The following is a 20,423-nucleotide window of genomic DNA, read 5'->3' on the forward strand; positions in this document are numbered from 1 at the left end:
CAAGCCCACCCCGCCGAGCCCCAGCCATGTTCAAAGGCTTGCCCCTGATTTTCACGCTGCTGCTCAGCCTCACGGCCCACGCCGAAACCTGGCCCGCCGAGCAATGGTCGACCGGCCCGAACGTCTCCGGCCCCGCACTTCAAGCCCTGGAGACTTACGCCTTTCCGCCTCGCGATGACACCACTCGAAAAGGCATCCGCACCGATGCCTTGCTGGTAATCCGCGACGGCCAACTGATCTACGAACGCTACGCCGGCCCGACCACGGCCGACACCGCGCACCTGACCTGGTCCATCAGCAAAAGCCTGATGGCCACGGTCCTGGGTGTGGCCTATGGCGAGGGCCTTTTCAAACTTGAGGACCCAGCGGTGCAGTTTTACCCGCCGTTGGCGAAACACCCGGCAATTACCCTGGCCGACCTGTTGCACTGGGCTTCAGGCCTGGACTGGCAGGAAGACTACGAATACGCCCCGTTGAAGTCCTCGGTGGTCGCCATGCTCTACACCCTGGGTCATCACGACATGGCGGCGTTCACCGCTGATCACGCTGAGTACGCCAAACCAGGCCAGGCCTTTCGGTACTCCAGTGGCGACAGCAATCTGCTGGCCGCCGCGCTGAAAACCATCGTCGGTCCGGCCCGTTACCCGGACTATCCATGGACAGCATTGTTCGAGCCGCTAGGAATTCGCCATGCCGTCTGGGAAACCGATGCCACGGGCACTTTCGTCGCGTCCTCTTATGCCTACCTCACCGCCCGGGACCTGGCGCGCGTCGGCCTGCTGATGGCGCGTGACGGTCGTTGGGGTGATCGACAGCTGCTGCCCAAAGACTGGGTCGCCTTCAACCGCGAACCCTTCGCCCGCTATCAAGCCAATCAGGATGATGCGGTCCCCGGCGGTCATTGGTGGCTCAATCGAGCGGTGGAGGGCGCTGCCCGACCCTGGCCGGATGCTCCGGCCGACACCTTCGCCGCTTTGGGCCATTGGGGGCAGGCGATGTACGTGATTCCCGGCGAACAGCTGGTGATCGTGCGCTATGGCGATGACCGCGACGAGATCTACCAGCACAACGAATTGCTCAAGCTCGCGCTCAAGGCCTTTGCCGGGAAGGTGCAGCCATGAACCGCCACCGTTTTGTTCGTCGCCGACCGTTCAGCGCACTGATGTTAATAGCGCTGATAGCCTTGCTCGGCTGGATCTGGCAGGAGCGAGTGGCGTTGTGGGCGTTTCCCGACATCATCAGCGCCTACACCGCCAAGGAATATTGCTCGTGCCGGTACGTGATGAATAACGACGCCGAGTATTGCCACCGCTACGTGAAGCAGTGGTTGCCCACCAGCGGCTTCACCGATGACCCCGCCAGCCAGCGCGTGACCGTCAGCGGCATGGGCCGCAGCAACAGCGCGCAATGGATCGGCGAACACCAAGGCTGCCGCCTGCAACCCTGAACACGCTGGAATTACTTGTGGTGCAGGGCTGTTGTGGCATTAGAGTTTGCAACCTGCCTCAGGGCGGTTAAGGTTCGCTCAGGTTTATTTGCCCCATGAGTCTCTATGTTCAAGCGGTCCCTTTCCAAAACCCTCGCCTTCCTGCTTCTGGCCGGCGCTTCGTTGTCGGCCGAGGCCAATTGGTATCTCGATGGCGAGTCCTCTCGGCTGTCCTTCATCAGCACCAAAAACGCCAACATTTCCGAAGTGCAGCGCTTCCTGGTGTTGCACGGCAAAGTCAGCCCCAAGGGCCTGGCCGAGGTGGAAGTCGAGATGGAGTCGGTGAACAGCGGCATCCCGCTGCGCGACGAACGCATGCGCAAGGAACTGTTTGAGATCCAGACCTTCCCCGAAGCGCTGATCACCGCGCAGATCGATCTGCGCCCGATCAGCGATCTCGCGCCCGGTGCCCAGCTGGAGCTGCGCTTGCCGCTGACCGTCAACCTTCACGGTAAAACCCACGAATACAACGCCGAACTGCTGGCGACCCGTCTTGATGACCGGCGCTTCCAGGTGGTGACCCTCGAACCGATTATCATCAATGCCGAAGACTTCGATCTGGCACCGGGCCTGGAAAGTTTGCGCAAGGTCGCTGGATTGTCGGCCATCAGCCTGTCGGTGCCGGTGGGTGCGGTACTGATTTTCACGGCGCGCTGACATGGCCGGTGCAATCTTCCCCTGGCGTGCAGGCAACCACTTTGAACTGCTGATCGACGGCCCGGAGTTTTTCCCGCGCATGTTGGTCGCAATTGCCCGCGCCGAAGAACAGGTCGAGCTGGAGTTGTATCTGGTGGAAGCGGGCGCCTGTGCCGAGGCCATGGTGCAGGCGTTGGTGCAGGCCGCCGAGCGCGGCGTGCGTGTGCGCTGTCTGTTCGATGACTACGGCAGCCTTGCATTCACCTTGACCTTGCGTCAGCGCCTGATGGCGGCGGGTGTGGAACTGCGTTTCTACAATCGCCTGAGCTGGCGACGCTGGGTCGGTAACTTTTACCGCGATCACCGCAAGCTGTTGCTGGTCGATCAGAGTCTGGCGGTGGTCGGCGGCACGGGCGTCACGGACGAGTTCTGGACGCCGGGCGAAGACACCAGCGAATGGCATGAAGTGATGGTGGAAATCACCGGACCCTTGGTCATCGACTGGCAGCTGCTGTTCGACCGGCAATGGATCGCCAACCGCCATCGCCGCGCCTGGAGACCTGCGGCGCACTTCGGCCTGCCGCGTCTGCCACGGGTGCCGTCCATGGGCGAAGGGATGGGGCGGGTGGCCTATGCCGACGCCCGCCAGCACCGCGACATCCTGCAATCGCTGATTCGAGCGCTGAACAGCGGTCAGCGGCGGGTCTGGCTGGCCACGCCGTACTTTCTGCCGACCTGGAAAGTCCGCCGTTCATTGCGCAGGGCTGCCGGCCGAGGCGTCGATGTGCGTCTGCTGCTGACCGGGCCACGCACCGATCACCCGTCGGTGCGCTACGCCGGGCATCGTTATTACCCGCGATTGCTCAAGTCCGGGGTGAAGATCTTCGAATACCAGCCGTGTTTCCTGCACCTGAAAATGGTCTTGATCGATGACTGGGTGAGCATCGGCTCATGCAATTTCGATCACTGGAATCTGCGCTTCAATCTGGAAGCCAACCTTGAAGCGCTAGACCCAGGGTTGACGCGTGCGGTAGTGGCGAGTTTCGAGAAGGACTTTGCGCAGAGCCAGGAAGTGAGCCTGGAGGCATGGCAAAGCCGGCCACTGTGGCGGCGGGTCAAGCAAAGGGTTTGGGGATGGGTGGATCGGCTGGTGGTGAATCTGCTGGATCGACGCGGATAGTCGTCACACCCAAAATCACTGTGGGAGCGAGCCTGCTCGCGATGGCGGTGTAACAGCCAACAAAGATGTTGAATGTTATGCCCTCATCGCGAGCAGGCTCGCTCCCACAGGTTTATTGCGGTGTGTCAGGGGTTACAGCAATTCAAAGCTCTGCTGCGTCACGTCCTGGGAATCCAGGCCGATCTGCACGTTGAACTTGCCTGGCTCCGCTGCGTATTTGAGCTGGGCATTGAAGAACTTCAGGTCGTCTTCGGTGATGGTGAAGTGCACGACTTTCTGTTCGCCGGCCTTCAGCGTGATTTTCTGGAAGTTCTTCAGTTCCTTGACGGGGCGGATCATCGAGCCGGTCACGTCCTGGATGTACAGCTGCACCACGGTTTCGCCGTCGCGCTTGCCGGTGTTTTTCACCATGACGCTGGCGTCGAGCTTGCCGGTCTTGTTCAGCGTGGTCGACGACAAGGCCATGTCGCTCAGGCTGAAATCGGTGTAGCTCAGGCCGAAACCGAACGGAAACAGCGGGCCGGTGGTGTCATCGAAATACTGCGAGGTGTAGTTGCCCGGTTTGCCCGGCGTGAACGGCCGGCCAATGCTCAGGTGGTTGTAGTAGGTCGGAATCTGGCCCACCGAACGCGGGAAGGTGATCGGCAGTTTGCCCGATGGGTTGTAGTCGCCGAACAGCACGTCCGCGATGGCGTTGCCGCCTTCGGTGCCGCTGAACCAGGTTTCCAGAATCGCGTCAGCCTGTTCCTTCTCTTCGAGAATCGACAGCGGGCGGCCGTTCATCAACACCAGCACCAGCGGTTTGCCGGTGGCTTTCAGCGCCTTGATCAGGTCGCGCTGGTTGGCCGGGATGTTCAGGTCGGTGCGGCTCGACGATTCGTGGGACATGCCACGGGACTCGCCGACAGCGGCAACCACGACATCAGCGTCTTTGGCGGCCTTCACCGCTTCGTCGATCAGCACTTGGGCGGAACGCGGATCATCCACCACTTCCGGCGCATCGAAGTTGAGGAAGTTCAGGTAATCCAGCACTTTCTTGTCGCTAGTGATATTGGCGCCACGGGCGTAGATCAGCTTCGATTTGTCTGAAACAGCGGCGTTCATGCCGTCGAACAAGGTGACCGATTGAGCCGGACGGCCAGCGGCGGCCCAGCTGCCCATCATGTCGATTGGCGCCTTGGCCAACGGACCGACCAGCACGATCTTCGCGGTTTTCTTCAGCGGCAGGGTCTCGCCCTGGTTCTTCAGCAACACCAGGCTGCGGCGCGCGACGTCACGGGCCTCGGCGCGGTGCAGACGGCTTTCGGCGTAGGTGTCGGCCGGATCGTCTTCAGCCTTGCCGATGCGCAGGTACGGGTCCTTGAACAGGCCCATGTCGTACTTGGCGGCGAGCACTTCTCGGACAGCGTTATCGATGTCTTTCTGTTCGATCTCGCCGGCCTTCAACAGCCCCGGCAGCTCTTTGCCGTACAGGGTGTCGTTCATGCTCATGTCGATGCCGGCCTTGATCGCCAGCTTCGCGGCTTCGCGACCGTCACGAGCGACGCCATGCTTGATCAGCTCGAAAATCGCCCCGTGGTCACTGACCGCCAGGCCCTTGAAGCCCCAATCCTTGCGCAGCAGGTCGTTCATCAGCCAGGTGTTGGCGGTGGCCGGCACGCCGTTGATCGAGTTCAGCGCAACCATCACGCCACCCGCGCCCGCGTCGATGGCGGCGCGGTACGGTGGCAGGTAGTCCTGGTACATTTTGACCGGGCTCATGTCGACGACGTTGTAGTCGCGACCGCCCTCGACCGCACCGTACAGGGCAAAGTGCTTGACGCTGGCCATGATGCTATCGGCCGCGTTCGCGCCGGTGCCCTGGAAGGCCCGGACCATCACGCCGGCAATGCGCGACACCAGGTACGTGTCTTCGCCGAAGCCTTCGGAGGTGCGGCCCCAACGTGGGTCGCGGGAAATGTCGACCATCGGCGCGAACGTGATGTCGAGGCTGTCTGCCGCGGCTTCCTTGGCGGCGATGCGCCCGGACAGACCGATGGCGTCCATGTCCCAGCTCGAGGCCAGGGCAATCGGGATTGGGAAAATCGTGCGGTGACCGTGGATCACGTCATAGGCGAAGAACATCGGGATCTTCAACCGGCTGCGCATGGCCGCGTCCTGCATCGGACGGTTTTCCGCGCGCGTGATCGAATTGAAGGTACCGCCGATGTTGCCGGCGGCGATTTCCTTGCGGATCATCTCCCGAGGCATCTCAGGGCCGATGCTGATCAGGCGCAACTGGCCGATCTTTTCATCGAGGGTCATTTGTTTCATCAGGTCAGTGATGAAAGCGTCCTTGTTCTCCAAAGGTGCGGGCGTCGTGGCGGCCAATACGGTATGACTGGCCAGGCTGACGAACAGGCCCAGCAAACACAGCTTCTTCATGAATAGTTTTCTCAAAGGCCTAAACGGCAGTGAATACGCGCCGATCAGCCAAAATTTAGGGAGCGACTATTGTTGTTCAGGTAAATGCAGCACACTTCTGCAGCGTTTGGCGCTGGGGCATCTTTTAGCCCATTGGCTCGATGCAATCCAGTGGCGGGGGCAGATTATGCCCCAAGAGACCGCTCAGAAGGTCGCTGGTTGTTTTTCAACGGAAGGTGCAAGGGAGCGTCAACCAGATGAATGTACGACACCACACTCGGTCGAGCCTGCAGGTTGCAGCCTTGATGTTGCTCACCACGCTGCTGGCGGGCTGCGGCATCAACAACATTCCTACCCTCGACGAACAGGCCAAGGCTGCCTGGGGCCAGGTGCAGAACCAGTACCAGCGCCGCGCCGACCTGATCCCCAACCTGGTGGAAACCGTCAAGGGCTACGCCAAACATGAGGAAGAAACCCTGACCGCGGTGATCGAAGCCCGAGCCAAGGCGACCTCGATCCAGGTGGATGCCAGCACCCTGGACAACCCGGAAAAACTCAAGCAGTTCCAGCAGGCGCAGGATCAGCTGACCGGCGCCTTGAGCCGTTTGATGGTGGTGTCCGAACGTTACCCGGACCTCAAGGCCAACCAGAATTTCCTTGCGTTGCAATCGCAGCTCGAGGGCACCGAGAATCGCATCGCCGTGGCGCGTCGCGACTTTATCCTCGCGGTGCAGAAGTACAACACCGAAATCCGCACCTTCCCGGGTCGCCTGTGGCACACGGTGATGTACAGCGATTTGCCGATCCGCGAAACCTTCGAGGCCACCAGCCCCGATGCCGAAAAAGCGCCAGAAGTGAAGTTCTGATCGGCTTGACGCGTCACCACGGATGAGGTTGCCAATGCGCGTGTTGAAAGTGGGCCTGGTGCTGGTGCTGTGGGTGTTTGCCCTGACAGCCCAGGCCGAGTTGAAGTTTCCGCAGCTGACCGGACGGGTGGTGGATAACGCCCAGATGATCGAGCCGTCGGTTCGTGAGCAACTGACGCAGCAGCTCCAGGCCCATGAAAAAGCCACGGGCGAGCAGTTGGTCGTGGTGACGTTGCCGAACTTGCAGGGCACCGACATTGCCGATTTCGGCTATCAGCTGGGGCGCTACTGGGGCATCGGCCAGAAGGATAAAAACACCGGCGCGTTGCTGATCGTTGCGCGAGATGATCGTAAATTGCGCATCGAAGTCGGTTACGGCCTGGAAGATCGCCTGACCGATGCGCAGAGTTCGGTGATCATCAACCAGGTGATCACGCCAGCGTTCAAGACCGGCAACTTCAGCAAGGGCATCAGCGACGGGGTCGCCGCGATGCTGGTGGTGCTGGGCGGCAATCCGCTGGATGAACCGTCGACGGTCTATGAGCCGAGAGGGGATGAGGGCGACGATTTCGTATCCCGCCATCCGGGCGTGTTCGTGTTCCTGGTGTTGCTGTTCATCCTGACGATTTTCGTCTGCCAGATGCTCGGTATCCTGCCCAGCGGTGGCGGTGGCCGAGGCAGTTCAGGGGGCGGTTTCGGCGGTGGAGGTTTCGGCGGCGGTGGCGGGGGCTTCAGCGGGGGTGGCGGCAGTTTCGGGGGCGGCGGTTCGTCGGGCGGCTGGTGAGCATAATAATGAATGGGCACTTTTAGACATGGCATTACTGACTGAACACGAACAACGCAAAGTCGCCGAGGCGATTGCCCGGGTCGAGCGCGACACCGACGCCGAACTGGTGACGGTGCTCGCGGCCCGCGCCGACGACTACGCGTACATCCCGCTGCTCTGGGCCAGCCTGCTGGCGCTGGTGGTGCCGGGTATCGTGCATTACCTGACAGGCTGGCTGACCCTGCACAGTTTGCTGCTGGTGCAATGGATCACGTTCATCGTGCTGTGCCTGGTGTTCCGGATTCCGAAAGTCACCACCCACCTGATCCCGCGCTCGGTGCGGCATTGGCGAGCGTCAAATCTGGCGCGCCGGCAGTTTCTGGAGCAGAACCTGCACCACACGGTGGGTAGCACCGGGATGCTGATTTTTGTCTGCGAGGCTGAGCGGTACGTGGAAATTCTGGTGGATGAAGGGATTTCCAAGCGGCTGGACAACAAGAACTGGGACGCGATCGTTGCGGCGTTTACTCAACAGGTGAAGCAGGGCCAGACATTGCAGGGGTTTGTGACGTGCGTCGAGGCGTGCGGCGAGCTGCTCAAGGTGCATGTGCCGGTGACGCACGTGCGCAATGAGTTGCCGAATCGGTTGGTGGTGTTGGGCTGATTTCACTTCTGGAATTGATACACCTTCTGTGGGGAGAGGGCTTTTGTGGCGAGGGAGCTTGCTCCCGCTGGGGCGCGAAGCGGCCCCCCAAACCAGCCAATGCGGTCATTCAGATAAACACGGTTGCAGGGGGTAGGTTGCTTCGCAGCCCAGCGGGAGCAAGCTCCCTCGCCACACTAGCCCACTCAACCCAGTAGCGTTTTTGCTTCGGGTTTCGCACCGTTCGGGAAATTACCCGTGCCCTCGTATGCCATCCCCCCTAAAATACCCGCCATTCCCGATCCGCTCCGCCCGAGGCCGTTTTTTCCATGTCTGTCACCGCCACTCCCGCCAGCCTCGCGCCGGATCACCACGCTCAGTTCATCGACCTGTTGCAAACCAGCCTCGACCAGAATGCCTTCATCAAACTGGTCCTGGCCAAGTACGTCGGCACCGAAGCCGATTTGCAGCGGTTGATCATCAAGCAACTGACGGTCAAGGATCAGCCCTGCCTGTCCTTCGTCTACCGCTACAAGACCCGCGACATCACCAAGAACCTGCCGCTTGCCGAGGGCGTCGCGACCATCGGCGCGCTGTTGCCGGCCTCGTTCAAAAATGCGCATTTACTGTCGTTGACTGACGAAGCCCAGCTCGAATACAGCAAAAAGGGCAAGTCTTCGCTGTTCAAGAGCAAACCTCAGCAATTGCGTGAAGTGCCGTCCGCCGAGCATAACCGCGAGAAGAACCGTTTCCTCGACCTGAACCGGCCGTTCCTCGCCGACCTGGGCGTGACAAACAGCAAGCACGAGCTGATCCCGGCGATGTCGCGCAAGTGGAAGCAGATCAACAAGTTCATCGAAGTCTTCAGCCATGCGCTGACCACCTCGCCCTTGGCCCTGGATAAGCCGGTACAGGTGGCGGATTTCGGTTCGGGCAAGGGATACCTGACCTTTGCGATCCACGACTATCTGCGCAACACCTTGAAGGCCGAAGCCGTGGTGACCGGCGTCGAGTTGCGCGAAGAAATGGTCAACCTGTGCAATGCCGCCGCCGCCAAGCTTGAGCATCCGGGGCTGGTGTTCAAGTGCGGTGACGTGCGAAGCGTCGCGCCGAGCGAGCTGGACGTGATGATCGCGCTGCACGCCTGCGACATCGCCACCGACTACGCGATTCACACCGGCATCCGCTCCGGCGCCTCGATCATCATGTGCTCGCCGTGCTGCCACAAACAGATCCGCCTGCAAATCCAGAGCCCGGCGCTGCTCAAGCCGATGCTGCAATACGGTCTGCACCTGGGCCAGCAAGCGGAAATGGTCACCGACAGCCTGCGAGCGCTGTTCCTGGAAGCCTGTGGTTATGAAACCAAGGTGTTCGAGTTCATCTCACTGGACCACACCAACAAGAACAAGATGATTTTGGCAGTCAAACGCGCCGAGCCGGTGGACCCGGCCCAGCTGTTGGTGAAGATCCAGGAACTGAAGGATTTCTACCACATCAGCGAACATTGCCTGGAAACCCTGCTGCGGGCTGACGGCTACCTCTAAAACACCGCATGACCCTGTAGGAGCCAGGCTTGCCGGCGAAGGCGATAGTGCCGACGCCTTCGCCGGCAAGCGTGGCTCCTACAGGTCACGTGGTGGCAATGCGGGCGGGTTTGATGGCGGTCTTGCGTCCGAGCATCACCGTCACGATCACTCCGGCGGCAAACAGCCAGGTGATCGGCTCGATATGTTCACCAAAAAACAGCGCCGAAAACGCGATGGTGAAGAAGATCTGCAACAGCTGGATCTGACTGACTCGGGCAATGCCGCCCATCGCCAACCCGGCGTACCAGGCAAAGAACCCGATGAACTGCGAGAACAGCGAAACATAACCAAACGCCCACCAGGTCTTGGCGGAAATTTCGCCCTGGTGTTGCAGCGCCAAATACACCACCGGTCCGATCAGCAGCGGCGTCGATAACACCAGCGCCCAGCAGATCACCTGCCAGCCGCCCATCTCCTTGGCCAACCGGCCGCCCTCGGCATAACCCAGGCCGCCCACGGCAATCGCCCCGAGCATCAGCAAATCACCGGCCTGAATACTGCCGGCCCCGCTGATCAGCGCATAACCCAACACCAGCGCACTGCCCAACGCCGCGCAGGCCCAGAAGGCTTTCGACGGTCGTTCGTGGGACAACCACGCGGCGTACAGCGCGACGCACAGCGGCTGCAAACCGTTGACCAGTGCGCCATGGGAGGCCGGCAAGGTTTGCATGGCCCAGGCCGACAACACCGGAAAACCGAGGATCACGCCTGCGATCACCAGTGTCAGGCCTTTGACCTGTTTCCAGGTCGGCCATTTTTCCCGGCGCCACAGCAACAACATCGCCGCCGGCACCGCCGCAAACAGCGCCCGGCCCAGGCCGTTGAGCAGCGGATGAAGTTCCTGCACGACGATCCGCGTGAAGGGCAAGGTGAGGCTGAAGATCACAACGCCGAGCAGGCCGAGGGCCATGCCGGTGTTTTCGCGCGAGGACATGATGGGGGACCAGAATGTTAGGTGGCGGGAAGAGACTTCATCTAGCCATAAACCACGGGGATCGCGCTGTTACAGCTAGGCGCAGAGTTATCCGTACAGTTGAAGGGCGCCTTCGCGCTACAGGTATGGTGGTGCCTTTGTAGGAGCGAGGCTTGCCCGCGAAGAACGATAACGCGGTTTTCAGGTAGTAGCTGGTTATTACCCGACCCGCTGGATAAGGACTACCTTGAATACTCCTATGCATTTCCCAGAGGAGTCCTCCCCATGGCTGCCAAGAAAATTCTGATGCTGGTCGGCGATTACGTCGAAGACTACGAAGTGATGGTGCCTTTCCAGGCGCTGCTGATGGTCGGCCACACGGTGCACGCCGTGTGCCCGGACAAATCCGACGGCCAGACTGTGCGCACGGCGATTCACGACTTCGAAGGCGACCAGACCTACAGCGAAAAACCCGGTCACTTGTTTGCCCTGAACTTCGATTTCGCCAAAGTCGCTGAATCCGACTACGACGCGCTGCTGATCCCCGGCGGTCGTGCGCCGGAATACCTGCGCCTGAACGAAAAAGTCCTGGAGCTGGTGCGCGCATTCGACAAGGCCGGCAAACCGATCGCTGCCGTGTGTCACGGTGCGCAACTGCTCGCGGCAGCGGGGATTCTCGAAGGTCGCGAGTGCAGCGCTTACCCGGCCTGTGCGCCGGAAGTGCGTCTGGCCGGCGGTACGTTCATCGATATCCCGGTGACGGAAGGCCACGTACAAGGCAATCTGGCCACTGCGCCCGCCTGGCCGGCGCACCCAAGCTGGCTCGCCGGCTTCCTTGGGTTGCTGGGCACCAAAATCACGCTGTAACGAGGGGGTTTTTCCATGTGCGAGCTGTACGTCAAAGCCGATCCGATTCTCTATGAATCGCGCTCCCGCTCGCTGCGCATCTGCGGGGTGGTCACCACCCTGCGCCTGGAGAATCAGTTCTGGGACATCCTCAGCGAAATCGCCGAGGTCGACGGCATGACCACCAACCAGTTGATCGCCAAGCTGTATGAAGAGGTGATGGACTACCGCGGTGAAGTGGTGAATTTCGCCTCGTTTTTGCGGGTGAGTTGTACGCGGTATCTGAGTCAGCGATGGGTACAGGCGCCGGAATTGTCGGTGGTGCGGGCGGTGGTGAAATAGGGTTGGTTTTGCGCTGGCCCTACCGGCCCCATCGCGAGCAGGCTCGCTCCCACAGGGGAACGCATTCCAATGTGGAAGCGAGCCTGCTCGCGATGGCGGTGTTACAGGCGACAGATGTCCCGGGCTGGTCTTTACTCTGAAGCGCGAGACCACTCAATCGCCAAGGAGAAAGAGCATGTCCGGATGGTACGAAGTGAGCAAAAGCAGCAACGGTCAGTTCAAGTTTGTACTGAAGGCCGCCAACGCCGAAACCATTCTGACCAGCGAGCTGTACACCACTCGCGGTGCTGCCGACAACGGCATTGCTTCGGTGCAGAAGAACAGCCCGCTGGATGAGCGCTACGAAAAGAAAACCACCAAGGATGGCCATCCTTACTTCAATCTCAAGGCCGGTAACCACGAGATCATCGGCAGCAGCGAGACCTACTCTTCCGCTGGCGCGATGGATAAAGGCATCGCCAGCGTCAAGGCCAACGGGCCGACCACCGTGATCAAGGACAAGACCTTGCCGGTGCTTTGATCGCTCCCTTCAGGACCAACACAATTCCCCCCGTAGGAGCGAACCTGCTCGCGATAGCGGCTTAACATTCGACGAAGATGTTGAATGTCAGTCCGCCATCGCGAGCAGGCTCACTCCCACATGGGTTTTGTGTGCGGCTTGAGATCAGCGCAAGGCTTTCAGCAATTCTTGCAACTGGCTGATCCCGGCCTCGCCGAGTGGAAACACCGGCAACCGCGGATCGCCCACTTCCAGCCCGGTCGTACGCAGCCCCGCCTTGATCGTCGCCGGCAAGCCACCCTTGAGGATGAAGTCCAGCAGCGGCAACTGGCGATAGAACAGTTCACGCGCCTTGCCCAGGTCATTCGCCAGCACCGCGTCATACAGATCCAGATTGAGCTGCGGAATCAGGTTCGGCGCCGCTGTGCACCAACCTTTCGCACCCGCCGCAAACGCTTCCAGCGCCAGCGGGTTGCAGCCGTTGTAGAACGGCACCCGGCCTTCGCCGAGCAGTTGCAGCTTGTGCATGCGCTGGATGTCGCCGGTGCTCTCCTTGACCATGGTCACGTTCTCCACGGCGTTGACGATCCGCAGGATCAGGTCCACCGACATGTCGGTGCCGCTGGTGGCCGGGTTGTTATAGAGCATGATCGGGACGCCGATGCTGTCGCCGATGGCGCGGTAGTGGGCGAGGATTTCCGCTTCGCTGAGTTTCCAGTAGGACGTCGGCAGCACCATCACCACATCGGCGCCATGGGCTTCGGCGAAACGGGCGCGGCGCACGGCTTTGGCGGTCGTCAGGTCGGACACGCTGACGATGGTCGGCACGCGCCTGGCCACATGCTTGATGCTGAATTCGCTGACCTGATCCCACTCCGCGTCGCTCAGGTAAGCGCCTTCGCCGGTGCTGCCCAGTGGCGCGATGGAATGGACGCCGCCGTCGATCAAGCGGTCGATGGAACGCCCGAGTGCGTCGAGATCGACGCCTTCGCCATTGGCGGTGAATGGGGTGATGGTGTAGCCGATGATGCCGTGAATGGCGGGGGTCGACATGTCGTGTCTCCTTCAGGAAATGGGTGGGTTCAGTTCAGGCAATCGGCGTGTTGACGCAGGTGCTGCCGGGCGTAGTAGTTGAACGCGGCGCCGTGGCGCTTGGGTTTCGAGATCCAGTCATGGGCTTCGCGGCCCAGGTCCGGCAGGATCGGTTTGATGGTCCCGGCACTCATCGCCAGCAGTTGCAGCTTTGCGGCACGCTCGATCAGCTGAGCAATGACACAGGCTTCTTCGATGGTCGTGCCGGTGGACAACTGGCCGTGGTGCGACAGCAGGATGGCCCTTTTGTCGCCCAGTGCGCCGGCGATCAAATCACCTTCTTCGTTGCCCACCGGTACACCCGGCCAGCCTTCGAGAAACGCGCAATCGTCGTAGAGCGGGCACAGGTCCATGTGGGAAATCTGCAGCGGCACTTCGAGCATCGACAGCGCCGCGACGTGGGTCGGGTGCGTGTGAATGATGCAGTTCACGTCGGGCCGGGCGCGGTACACCCAACTGTGGAAACGGTTGGCCGGGTTGGGCATGCCGTGGCCTTCGAGCACTTCCAGGTCTTCGTTGACCAGCAGCAGATTGCTCGCGGTGATCTCGTCGAAACCCAGGCCCAGTTGTTGAGTGTAATAGGTGCCAGGCTGAGGGCCACGGGCGGTGATTTGCCCGGCCAGGCCGGAGTCGTGACCATTTTCAAATAGAATCCGGCAGGTCAGGGCCAGCTTTTGCCGGTCGGTCCACGTATTATCCGCCAGGGTGTTTTGCATCTGGGTCAACGCTTGCTTGACCAATTGCTCTTTGGGTAATGCTAAGGTCTTGGCCATCTCGGTGTCCTTGGGTGGTTCATGCAAATGACACAGCAGAGGCTATATGACACTTTGTGTCATAGGCAAGGGCAAATCGTCGCCTCCTTGATGGATTAATCGTTCTTCATGTCTATCCGTTTGAAATTACTTAGAAAAAAACTTGGCGTGACGCTGGAGGCCCTGGCCGAAAAATCCGGCATGACCAAGAGCTATCTGTCGAAAGTCGAGCGCGGGCTGAATACGCCGTCGATCGCGGCTGCCCTGAAACTGGCCAAGGCGCTGAACGTGAAGGTCGAGGAGTTGTTCTCCGAAGACAACATCAGCCTCGACAGCTACAGCCTGGTGCGCAGCGACGAGCGCCAGTCTCTGGCGGCCAACGATGAAAGCCCCGGCTACGCGGTGCTGGCCCACCAGGTCAGCGAGCGCAGCCTGCTGCCGTTCATGATTTATCCGCCGACAGAATTCGCGGATAAAACCTTCAAGGAACACGTGGGGGAAGAGTTTCTGTTCGTCCACGAAGGGCAGGTGGAAGTGGACTTCATGAACGAGCGCGTGCTGCTCAATCGCGGGGATGCGCTGCACTTCAATGCGCAGAAACCGCACCGGATTCGCTCAGTGGGGGAGGCTCAGGCGCAGTTGCTGGTGGTGGTACATAGCGCTGAGGAATGAAGTTGCGGTGCTGTTGTGGCGAGGGAGCTTGCTCCCGCTCGGCTGCGAAGCAGTCGTAAAACCTGACAATGCGTTTTCTCTGAAAGAATGCAGGGGCCGCTTCGCAGCCCAGCGGGAGCAAGCTCCCTCGCCACAGGTTCGGTGTTCGCTTCAGACCTCGACGGGAACTGTGAGCTTCGTGCTGCCGAGTGCATGGGTCTTCGAATCAAAAAAACGCAGTTCTGACCCCGTTCCCTCAAACACCTTCGTGTAATGCCGCTTCTGATGCTGGATAAACGCCTTGCTGCGCGGGTAAATCGAGATTGCCACTACCTTGGGTTTCGCCTGGCGCAACGCATGGATGATGTGGCTGTCCTGCTCGCCCAAGGCATGCCCGAACAGGCATAACCCCTCACCATGGCTCAGCAACTGGTCATAGCAAAACGACAGATAATCCGAGCTGCGAATGGTCTTGAGCTTGTCCTGCGCCGGCCCTTCGTTGACGAACAGCGGCACATCGTCCAGCGTCTTGATGGTGTTGTTGATGGCGAAACTGCCCAGCAATGTGCCCTCCGTCGACATCAGCTTGCGCGCCGTGCCGTCCTGATTGCGCACCAGGTGCAGGCCACCGTGCAGGTACAACAAACGGGTTTTATCGGTCGCCGTGGCGCTCAAATCAAAACCCGGTTCGGCGCCCTGGAACAGATCGGTGATGGCATCCGGCTGATGCTGGATCGCCCAGTAGTTGAGCAAGTCGTAATTGGTGGTGAACACCGTTCGATAGCGGCCCAGTTCCTGACTGATCGTCGCCAGGGTCGAGGGCACCACAAGCCGCCACGGGATGTGCACCGCGTGGACTGTGTTGATCAGCGCTTCCTTGATCGCGTAGTAACGATTGCGCGGCGCAGCGGAGCTGACGGCCAGGGCCTTGTTGACCCGGCTGGTGATTTTCAGCGCGCTCAGCACCTGTTCGAAACTGCGGGTCTGCATGGCGTCGAACACGCTCAGCTCGGACTGGCTCAGGGGTTTTTCTTCGACGGTGCGGGCATTTTCGAACAACGAGTCGTAGCCGAAGTCGTCCCACACCGCACGGCTGGCGCCGTTGCCGACCAGCAAACCGCTGAACGAGGCGGTGGCGCGCAAGGCGTTCCAGTCTTCAAGTTGGGCATCAACATCCTGGAAATCGGTCATTGCGGTCAAAGTCTCAAAGCAAAAGGTCTGATGGGCGGCGACTTTATCACGACCGGGACTTGAGCCAGATCAAGTTACTGCCTGCCCGAAGCGTCGATCCTGTGCGCACCCGCCGGATCGGCACTACCGATCGGTTTAGCCAGGAGAATCGCTCATGAGCAGCACGTTTTTCATTCCCGCCGTTAACATCATGGGCAATGACTGCCTGGACGAAGCCATGGTTGCCATTGGCAAATACGGCTTTCGCAAGGCGCTGATCGTCACCGACGCCGGGCTGGCCAAGGCCGGTGTGGCGAAGATGATTGCTGAAAAACTGGCAATGCAGGACATCGACTCGGTGATTTTCGACGGCGCCAAACCGAATCCGAGCATGGCCAACGTCGAGCGCGGCCTGGGCCTGCTCAAGGAAAGTCGTTGTGATTTTGTGGTGTCGCTCGGCGGTGGTTCGCCCCATGACTGCGCCAAGGGCATCGCGTTGTGTGCGACCAACGGCGGGGAGATCCGCGACTACGAAGGCGTCGACCGATCGACCCAACCGCAATTGCCGCTGATCGCGATCAATACCACCGCCGGCACGGCCAGCGAAATGACCCGTTTTTGCATCATCACCGACGAATCGCGCCATGTGAAAATGGCCATCGTCGACCGCAACGTCACGCCGTTGCTGTCGGTCAACGACCCGGCGCTGATGGTCGCCATGCCCAAGGGATTGACCGCCGCCACCGGCATGGACGCGCTGACTCATGCCATCGAAGCCTACGTGTCCACCGCCGCCAATCCGATTACCGATGCCTGCGCACTGAAAGCCATCACCTTGATCAGCAGCAACCTGCGTCTGGCCGTGCGCAATGGCAGCGACATGGCGGCACGGGAAAACATGGCTTACGCACAGTTTCTCGCCGGCATGGCGTTCAACAACGCCTCCCTGGGATTTGTCCACGCCATGGCTCACCAGTTGGGCGGGTTCTATGACTTGCCGCATGGCGTATGCAACGCGGTGCTGCTGCCCCACGTGCAGAGTTTCAATGCGCTGGTCTGCGCCCCGCGCCTGACCGATGTGGCCCACGCGATGGGCGCCGATATCCGTGGCTTAAGCCCGGAAGAGGGTGCTCAAGCGGCCATCACGGCGATCCGCAGCCTGTCCAGCGACATCGAGATTCCCGCCGGTTTGCGTGAACTCGGCGCCAAGCTCAACGACATCCCGACGCTCGCGACCAACGCGCTGAAAGACGCGTGCGGCCTGACTAATCCACGGGCGGCGGATCAGCGCCAGATCGAGGAGATTTTCCGCAGCGCGTTCTAGTCGGTTTGCCGGCCGGGCGCGAGCCTCACGCACACCATCGCGCCCAAGGCCAGCAAGGTGCAAAACAGGGACAGTGGCCATGCTTGCTGGCTCGCGATCAGACTGGCAATCGCGCCGATGATGGCGGCCATCAGCTGGTGGATGAAACCACTCAACGCCATCGCATAAGCCCCGCCGACCGGCGAGCCGTCGTTGGCCAGGGACAGGCTGATCGGGTAGTTCAAAGACTGCCCGAACACGGCAAAGCAGTATGGCAACCAGAGCAGCAGCGCAACGGAAGTGCCCGCGATGCTCCCCAGCAACATCACCGCGCTACCGCCCAATACCAGGCCCACGCCCGCCGTCATCAGCCAGCGTTGACCGGTGCGAAGCACGAAGGCATTGACCCCCAACGCCCCCAGGAAATACGCCGCGCTGATCGGCCAGCCCAACAGCCCGTATTCCACGGCCGACCAGTTGAAGGGGCCTTGCAGAATCAGCGGCGCTGCGGTGTTGAACGCAATGATCACCCCATAACCGAGGCCGCCGGCGAGTGCCGGCAGCAGGAAGGCGCGATCACGCAAAATGCGCCAGTAACTCGGCCAGGCGGACGACTGGACAGGCTCCTCGTTCAGCAGCGGGAACGTGACCCGCGCCACCGCCATCGCCATCAACAGACTCGCGCCACCCAACAGATAGAAAATCGCCGGCCAGCCCAGCACCACCTGAATGATCGACCCCAGGTACTGGCCGATCCCCAGCGCCACTACAAACGAAATCGAGATCCAGGACAGCGCCTTGGCCAGCAGGTCACCGCGGAAACTGTCGCGGATCAATACCCGCGCCATGACCGAAATCCCGCTGGCACCCATCCCCTGGACCAGACGCCAGAACAGGAACGTTTCAAGCGACTGGCTCAAGGGCAGGGCAAGGTTACCCAGCCCGTAGATACCGAGTGCGGCGAGCAACACCGGCTTTCGGCCAATGCGCTGCCCCAGACTGCCCCAGAACAACATCGGCAGCGCCATGCCGATCAGGTACACGGCCAACCCCCAGGACACCTGCGAGGCGTCGGCTGACAGACCCCGGGCAATGTCCGGCAACGCCGGCAGGTAAATGCTCATGCCCAGTTGGGCGAGAAACACCGTGCTGCAGGTGACGAGGAGGGTGGTGCTGCTCTTCATGGGGTCTTCCTTGGGTTTCTAGCTGAGGTCCCGGGTGTGTGCGGGTAAAAGCTCGGTGACGAGTTCACAGAAATGGCGGATCAGCATCGGCTCCATGTCGGCGCGCAAGGTGATTCTGATCGCAGCCTTGCCTTGTTCGACCACGGGGAAAAAGACTGTCGAGGTAAAGAAACCGAGATTGGCCAATTCGATGGCAATACGGTTGGCCAGCGTCGCTTCACCGCAGTGGATCAAGCGGATGGCCATGTTACTGCCCTGTTGTGCGGTTCGTATCAGGCTGTCAAAGAGTCGGATATTAGCCTGAAGTTTTTCCTGTAGCGCGACGAATGCCGGCGTGCGATGCAACTGGATGGAGGCCCTTCCCGCACCGATGGCCGCGCTGTTCAGACTTTGCGACCAATTGCTGGGGCCGCCATAACGTTGAATCAGCTTTTTCTGCCGTTCATTGCCCAGCATCACCAGCCCGCCGCTGGCGCCAAATGACTTGGCCAATGAGGCGACGATCAAGGCGTCATCGTCCAGAGCCTGCAACCTTGGGCGTACCAGACCGGCCCCGCAAGTGCCAACGGCGGACAGTGCGTGGGAGTCGTCGAGATAGAGAAAAAGGCCATAGCGATCCCTCAAGTACAACAGACCGTCCATGTCGGCGACTCCGCCCATGCTGTACGCGCCGTCGGCAACATACGCGACCCTGTTGTGGTGCTGGCACTGCGTTTCGAGGAAGTCCATGTCGTTGTGCGGACTGGTCACGACCTTGGTTTCGTCGGCGCAGGCGGCTTTGAGGTGATTCATCGAGTAGTGTGCCAACCGGTCAAATACCATCACCGGTGGCTGGTTCTCGGTAAACACGCCACTGGCCAGCAGCGGCAGGATGCCGGCACTCGCCGCGCTGCACGATAAGGTGCTTAGGCACGTGGCGCCGAACAGTGCCGAGAGCTCGGTTTCGTACAGCTCCAGGATCGCCAGTTTGCAGCGGTTTTTCGAGTTGGCGACGCGCAAGGTACCGGTTTCCCACAAGGTGGTCATGGCACCGTCGAGCAAATCGGGATGGTGATCCAGGCCCAGGTAGGAGGTGGTGCAGAAGTGATGAAAGGCGCGCCCATGTTGGTCAACCATGCGGTTGCTGCTTCTGATGTCGACGTTCAATCCCGCGACTTTCCCTGCTTCCGCAGTGTCCCAGCTGTGGTCCGCCAACGAGATCAGTTTTCTATAGTTGGTGAAAGTGTTTGTAGTGTGTGTTGTCGGGTCCATTTGAGGTGTCTGTCCTTGAGTGATGAAATCGTCCGTGTGTTTCCAGACTTTACAGAGAGCGGCGGGGGCATTGAATCGGCCGTTTCCTGTTCGGTTGAGTGTTACAAGAGATTTATGTGTAGGGCGACGCCCTGCGATGCTGTGGGCCAAAACCGGGCTATCCCGCCGACTCAGCCGAACTGAAGTCATCGAGTTGGTCAAGCAACTGGCGACCAGCGCCGTCTTGCTGATCGAAAACCTGCGCCCCGGCGCCCTGGCAATGATTACTGATGTCCTGCGGGAGCGATCCGCGCCACGCCGCCGATCGGGTGGGAGCGAGCCTGCTCGCGAAAGCGGCCTGACAGTCCCCGCTCAACCCGCCGCCACCAACCCCTTCCCTGGCGCCGCACTGAACTGAATCAACGCGACCCCGGCGATCAACAAGACTGCCCCCAACACCCGCGGCAACGTCATCTGCCGCTCCACTAACCCAAACCACCCGAAGTGATCCAGCACCAGCGAAGCCACCACCTGTCCCGCCAGCGCCAACGCAATAAACCCCGACGCCCCCAGCTTGGGCAGCAGCATCAGCGCCAACGAAATAAAACATACCCCAAACGCACCCCCCGCCCACATCCACAACGGCGCCTTGCTGATGAACGCCAGTGACGGCAACGGCAAGCGCATTGCCAACATGATCGGCAACAACACGACGATACTCACCAGCAACGACGCAAGCGTCGCCCACAACGGATGGCCCAACCCACGCGTGAGGTTGGCGTTGATCGCGCTCTGAAACGGCACCACCGCCCCGGCAACCACGGCCAGCAGCAACAGCCCGGCCCAATGCAATGTACTCATGATCATTCTCCAAC

General features: G+C 60.6%; 21 protein-coding genes. 13 read left to right on the forward strand and 8 right to left on the reverse strand.

The genetic code is table 11. From position 1 onward, the window contains the following. Nucleotides 1-26 precede the first annotated feature (26 nt). From JIO00_RS06785 to JIO00_RS06800, 4 genes are all read left to right on the forward strand, one after another. The gene (locus tag JIO00_RS06785) at nt 27-1,121 is read left to right on the forward strand and encodes a serine hydrolase domain-containing protein (RefSeq protein ID WP_200667855.1); all 1,095 of its coding nucleotides are present in this window, start codon (nt 27-29) and stop codon (nt 1,119-1,121) included. Next, nucleotides 1,118-1,447 (forward strand): amidase, encoded by a 330-nt coding sequence (locus JIO00_RS06790; protein WP_200667857.1) that lies wholly within the window; start codon nt 1,118-1,120, stop codon nt 1,445-1,447. Before JIO00_RS06785 ends, JIO00_RS06790 begins: the two co-directional genes overlap by 4 nt. 105 nt (nt 1,448-1,552) lie before the next feature. Continuing rightward, entirely contained in the window at nt 1,553-2,143 is a 591-nt protein-coding gene (locus JIO00_RS06795) for a YceI family protein (RefSeq protein ID WP_010462496.1), read from the forward strand. Between the two features lies 1 nt (nt 2,144). Then, nucleotides 2,145-3,302 carry a phospholipase D-like domain-containing protein gene (locus JIO00_RS06800; protein ID WP_077749544.1) on the forward strand — a complete coding sequence of 386 codons (1,158 nt, stop codon included), beginning with the start codon at nt 2,145-2,147 and terminating at the stop codon, nt 3,300-3,302. A gap of 132 nt (nt 3,303-3,434) precedes the next feature. Here the strand turns inward: JIO00_RS06800 and bglX are convergent, their stop codons facing one another. Next, on the reverse strand, nt 3,435-5,726 hold the full coding sequence (gene bglX, locus JIO00_RS06805) for a beta-glucosidase BglX (RefSeq protein ID WP_077749543.1): 2,292 nt from the start codon (nt 5,724-5,726) through the stop codon (nt 3,435-3,437). A gap of 236 nt (nt 5,727-5,962) precedes the next feature. Here bglX and JIO00_RS06810 point away from each other — a divergent pair, with 236 nt between their 5' ends. From JIO00_RS06810 to JIO00_RS06825, 4 genes are all read left to right on the forward strand, one after another. Next, the gene (locus JIO00_RS06810) at nt 5,963-6,571 is read left to right on the forward strand and encodes a LemA family protein (RefSeq protein ID WP_010462493.1); all 609 of its coding nucleotides are present in this window, start codon (nt 5,963-5,965) and stop codon (nt 6,569-6,571) included. A gap of 34 nt (nt 6,572-6,605) precedes the next feature. Further along, nucleotides 6,606-7,355 carry a TPM domain-containing protein gene (locus JIO00_RS06815; RefSeq protein ID WP_010462491.1) on the forward strand — a complete coding sequence of 250 codons (750 nt, stop codon included), beginning with the start codon at nt 6,606-6,608 and terminating at the stop codon, nt 7,353-7,355. Nucleotides 7,356-7,383: 28 nt separating this feature from the next. Then, nucleotides 7,384-8,001 (forward strand): TPM domain-containing protein, encoded by a 618-nt coding sequence (locus JIO00_RS06820; RefSeq protein ID WP_010462489.1) that lies wholly within the window; start codon nt 7,384-7,386, stop codon nt 7,999-8,001. Nucleotides 8,002-8,309: 308 nt separating this feature from the next. Continuing rightward, a complete protein-coding gene (locus JIO00_RS06825; protein ID WP_077749583.1) occupies nt 8,310-9,524 on the forward strand; it encodes a class I SAM-dependent methyltransferase in 1,215 nt (404 codons plus the stop codon). An 85-nt stretch (nt 9,525-9,609) separates the two neighbouring features. Here JIO00_RS06825 and JIO00_RS06830 read toward each other — a convergent pair whose 3' ends face one another. Further along, nucleotides 9,610-10,500 carry a DMT family transporter gene (locus JIO00_RS06830; protein ID WP_077749584.1) on the reverse strand — a complete coding sequence of 297 codons (891 nt, stop codon included), beginning with the start codon at nt 10,498-10,500 and terminating at the stop codon, nt 9,610-9,612. A gap of 264 nt (nt 10,501-10,764) precedes the next feature. Between JIO00_RS06830 and JIO00_RS06835 the strand changes: the two genes are divergently transcribed. The 3 genes from JIO00_RS06835 (at nt 10,765) to JIO00_RS06845 (ending at nt 12,187) form a co-directional block, all read left to right on the forward strand. Continuing rightward, nucleotides 10,765-11,346 (forward strand): DJ-1/PfpI family protein, encoded by a 582-nt coding sequence (locus JIO00_RS06835; RefSeq protein WP_077749585.1) that lies wholly within the window; start codon nt 10,765-10,767, stop codon nt 11,344-11,346. A 15-nt stretch (nt 11,347-11,361) separates the two neighbouring features. Then, entirely contained in the window at nt 11,362-11,667 is a 306-nt protein-coding gene (locus JIO00_RS06840; RefSeq protein ID WP_200667859.1) for a ribbon-helix-helix domain-containing protein, read from the forward strand. A gap of 175 nt (nt 11,668-11,842) precedes the next feature. Next, a complete protein-coding gene (locus JIO00_RS06845; protein ID WP_010462476.1) occupies nt 11,843-12,187 on the forward strand; it encodes a YegP family protein in 345 nt (114 codons plus the stop codon). 144 nt (nt 12,188-12,331) lie between these two features. Here the strand turns inward: JIO00_RS06845 and JIO00_RS06850 are convergent, their stop codons facing one another. Together JIO00_RS06850 and JIO00_RS06855 are read right to left on the reverse strand one after the other, a co-directional pair. Then, complete coding sequence (locus JIO00_RS06850; protein ID WP_200667860.1) at nt 12,332-13,219, reverse strand: dihydrodipicolinate synthase family protein; 888 nt, start codon at nt 13,217-13,219, stop codon at nt 12,332-12,334. A 29-nt stretch (nt 13,220-13,248) separates the two neighbouring features. Next, nucleotides 13,249-14,031, reverse strand: coding sequence for an aldolase (locus JIO00_RS06855; protein ID WP_010462472.1), 783 nt, complete (start codon nt 14,029-14,031; stop codon nt 13,249-13,251). A 108-nt stretch (nt 14,032-14,139) separates the two neighbouring features. Here JIO00_RS06855 and JIO00_RS06860 point away from each other — a divergent pair, with 108 nt between their 5' ends. Then, complete coding sequence (locus JIO00_RS06860; protein ID WP_077749587.1) at nt 14,140-14,682, forward strand: helix-turn-helix domain-containing protein; 543 nt, start codon at nt 14,140-14,142, stop codon at nt 14,680-14,682. A gap of 150 nt (nt 14,683-14,832) precedes the next feature. Here JIO00_RS06860 and JIO00_RS06865 read toward each other — a convergent pair whose 3' ends face one another. Beyond that, on the reverse strand, nt 14,833-15,852 hold the full coding sequence (locus JIO00_RS06865; protein WP_169856210.1) for a DUF4917 family protein: 1,020 nt from the start codon (nt 15,850-15,852) through the stop codon (nt 14,833-14,835). A gap of 154 nt (nt 15,853-16,006) precedes the next feature. Between JIO00_RS06865 and yiaY the strand changes: the two genes are divergently transcribed. Further along, entirely contained in the window at nt 16,007-17,155 is a 1,149-nt protein-coding gene (yiaY, locus tag JIO00_RS06870; protein ID WP_010462467.1) for an L-threonine dehydrogenase, read from the forward strand. On the opposite strand, the gene JIO00_RS06875 is transcribed toward yiaY, so the two are convergent. From JIO00_RS06875 to JIO00_RS06885, 3 genes are all read right to left on the reverse strand, one after another. Then, nucleotides 17,152-18,318 (reverse strand): multidrug effflux MFS transporter, encoded by a 1,167-nt coding sequence (locus JIO00_RS06875; RefSeq protein WP_102595570.1) that lies wholly within the window; start codon nt 18,316-18,318, stop codon nt 17,152-17,154. The genes yiaY and JIO00_RS06875 overlap by 4 nt on opposite strands. 18 nt (nt 18,319-18,336) lie before the next feature. After that, on the reverse strand, nt 18,337-19,569 hold the full coding sequence (locus JIO00_RS06880; RefSeq protein WP_083374850.1) for an aminotransferase class I/II-fold pyridoxal phosphate-dependent enzyme: 1,233 nt from the start codon (nt 19,567-19,569) through the stop codon (nt 18,337-18,339). A gap of 351 nt (nt 19,570-19,920) precedes the next feature. Further along, complete coding sequence (locus JIO00_RS06885) at nt 19,921-20,409, reverse strand: DMT family transporter (protein ID WP_145307430.1); 489 nt, start codon at nt 20,407-20,409, stop codon at nt 19,921-19,923. Nucleotides 20,410-20,423 lie beyond the last annotated feature (14 nt).

Origin of the sequence: Pseudomonas sp. SW-3, from assembly GCF_016615645.1 — a bacterium.
Lineage (GTDB): Bacteria > Pseudomonadota > Gammaproteobacteria > Pseudomonadales > Pseudomonadaceae > Aquipseudomonas > Aquipseudomonas mandelii.

Coding starts and splice junctions, on each gene's coding strand:
- JIO00_RS06785 (WP_200667855.1), top strand. CDS start 27: ATGTTCAAAGGCTTGCCCCTGATTTTCACGCTGCTGCTCAGCCTCACG.
- JIO00_RS06790 (WP_200667857.1), top strand. CDS start 1,118: ATGAACCGCCACCGTTTTGTTCGTCGCCGACCGTTCAGCGCACTGATG.
- JIO00_RS06795 (WP_010462496.1), top strand. CDS start 1,553: ATGTTCAAGCGGTCCCTTTCCAAAACCCTCGCCTTCCTGCTTCTGGCC.
- JIO00_RS06800 (WP_077749544.1), top strand. CDS start 2,145: ATGGCCGGTGCAATCTTCCCCTGGCGTGCAGGCAACCACTTTGAACTG.
- bglX (WP_077749543.1), bottom strand. CDS start 5,726: ATGAAGAAGCTGTGTTTGCTGGGCCTGTTCGTCAGCCTGGCCAGTCAT.
- JIO00_RS06810 (WP_010462493.1), top strand. CDS start 5,963: ATGAATGTACGACACCACACTCGGTCGAGCCTGCAGGTTGCAGCCTTG.
- JIO00_RS06815 (WP_010462491.1), top strand. CDS start 6,606: ATGCGCGTGTTGAAAGTGGGCCTGGTGCTGGTGCTGTGGGTGTTTGCC.
- JIO00_RS06820 (WP_010462489.1), top strand. CDS start 7,384: ATGGCATTACTGACTGAACACGAACAACGCAAAGTCGCCGAGGCGATT.
- JIO00_RS06825 (WP_077749583.1), top strand. CDS start 8,310: ATGTCTGTCACCGCCACTCCCGCCAGCCTCGCGCCGGATCACCACGCT.
- JIO00_RS06830 (WP_077749584.1), bottom strand. CDS start 10,500: ATGTCCTCGCGCGAAAACACCGGCATGGCCCTCGGCCTGCTCGGCGTT.
- JIO00_RS06835 (WP_077749585.1), top strand. CDS start 10,765: ATGGCTGCCAAGAAAATTCTGATGCTGGTCGGCGATTACGTCGAAGAC.
- JIO00_RS06840 (WP_200667859.1), top strand. CDS start 11,362: ATGTGCGAGCTGTACGTCAAAGCCGATCCGATTCTCTATGAATCGCGC.
- JIO00_RS06845 (WP_010462476.1), top strand. CDS start 11,843: ATGTCCGGATGGTACGAAGTGAGCAAAAGCAGCAACGGTCAGTTCAAG.
- JIO00_RS06850 (WP_200667860.1), bottom strand. CDS start 13,219: ATGTCGACCCCCGCCATTCACGGCATCATCGGCTACACCATCACCCCA.
- JIO00_RS06855 (WP_010462472.1), bottom strand. CDS start 14,031: ATGGCCAAGACCTTAGCATTACCCAAAGAGCAATTGGTCAAGCAAGCG.
- JIO00_RS06860 (WP_077749587.1), top strand. CDS start 14,140: ATGTCTATCCGTTTGAAATTACTTAGAAAAAAACTTGGCGTGACGCTG.
- JIO00_RS06865 (WP_169856210.1), bottom strand. CDS start 15,852: ATGACCGATTTCCAGGATGTTGATGCCCAACTTGAAGACTGGAACGCC.
- yiaY (WP_010462467.1), top strand. CDS start 16,007: ATGAGCAGCACGTTTTTCATTCCCGCCGTTAACATCATGGGCAATGAC.
- JIO00_RS06875 (WP_102595570.1), bottom strand. CDS start 18,318: ATGAAGAGCAGCACCACCCTCCTCGTCACCTGCAGCACGGTGTTTCTC.
- JIO00_RS06880 (WP_083374850.1), bottom strand. CDS start 19,569: ATGGACCCGACAACACACACTACAAACACTTTCACCAACTATAGAAAA.
- JIO00_RS06885 (WP_145307430.1), bottom strand. CDS start 20,409: ATGAGTACATTGCATTGGGCCGGGCTGTTGCTGCTGGCCGTGGTTGCC.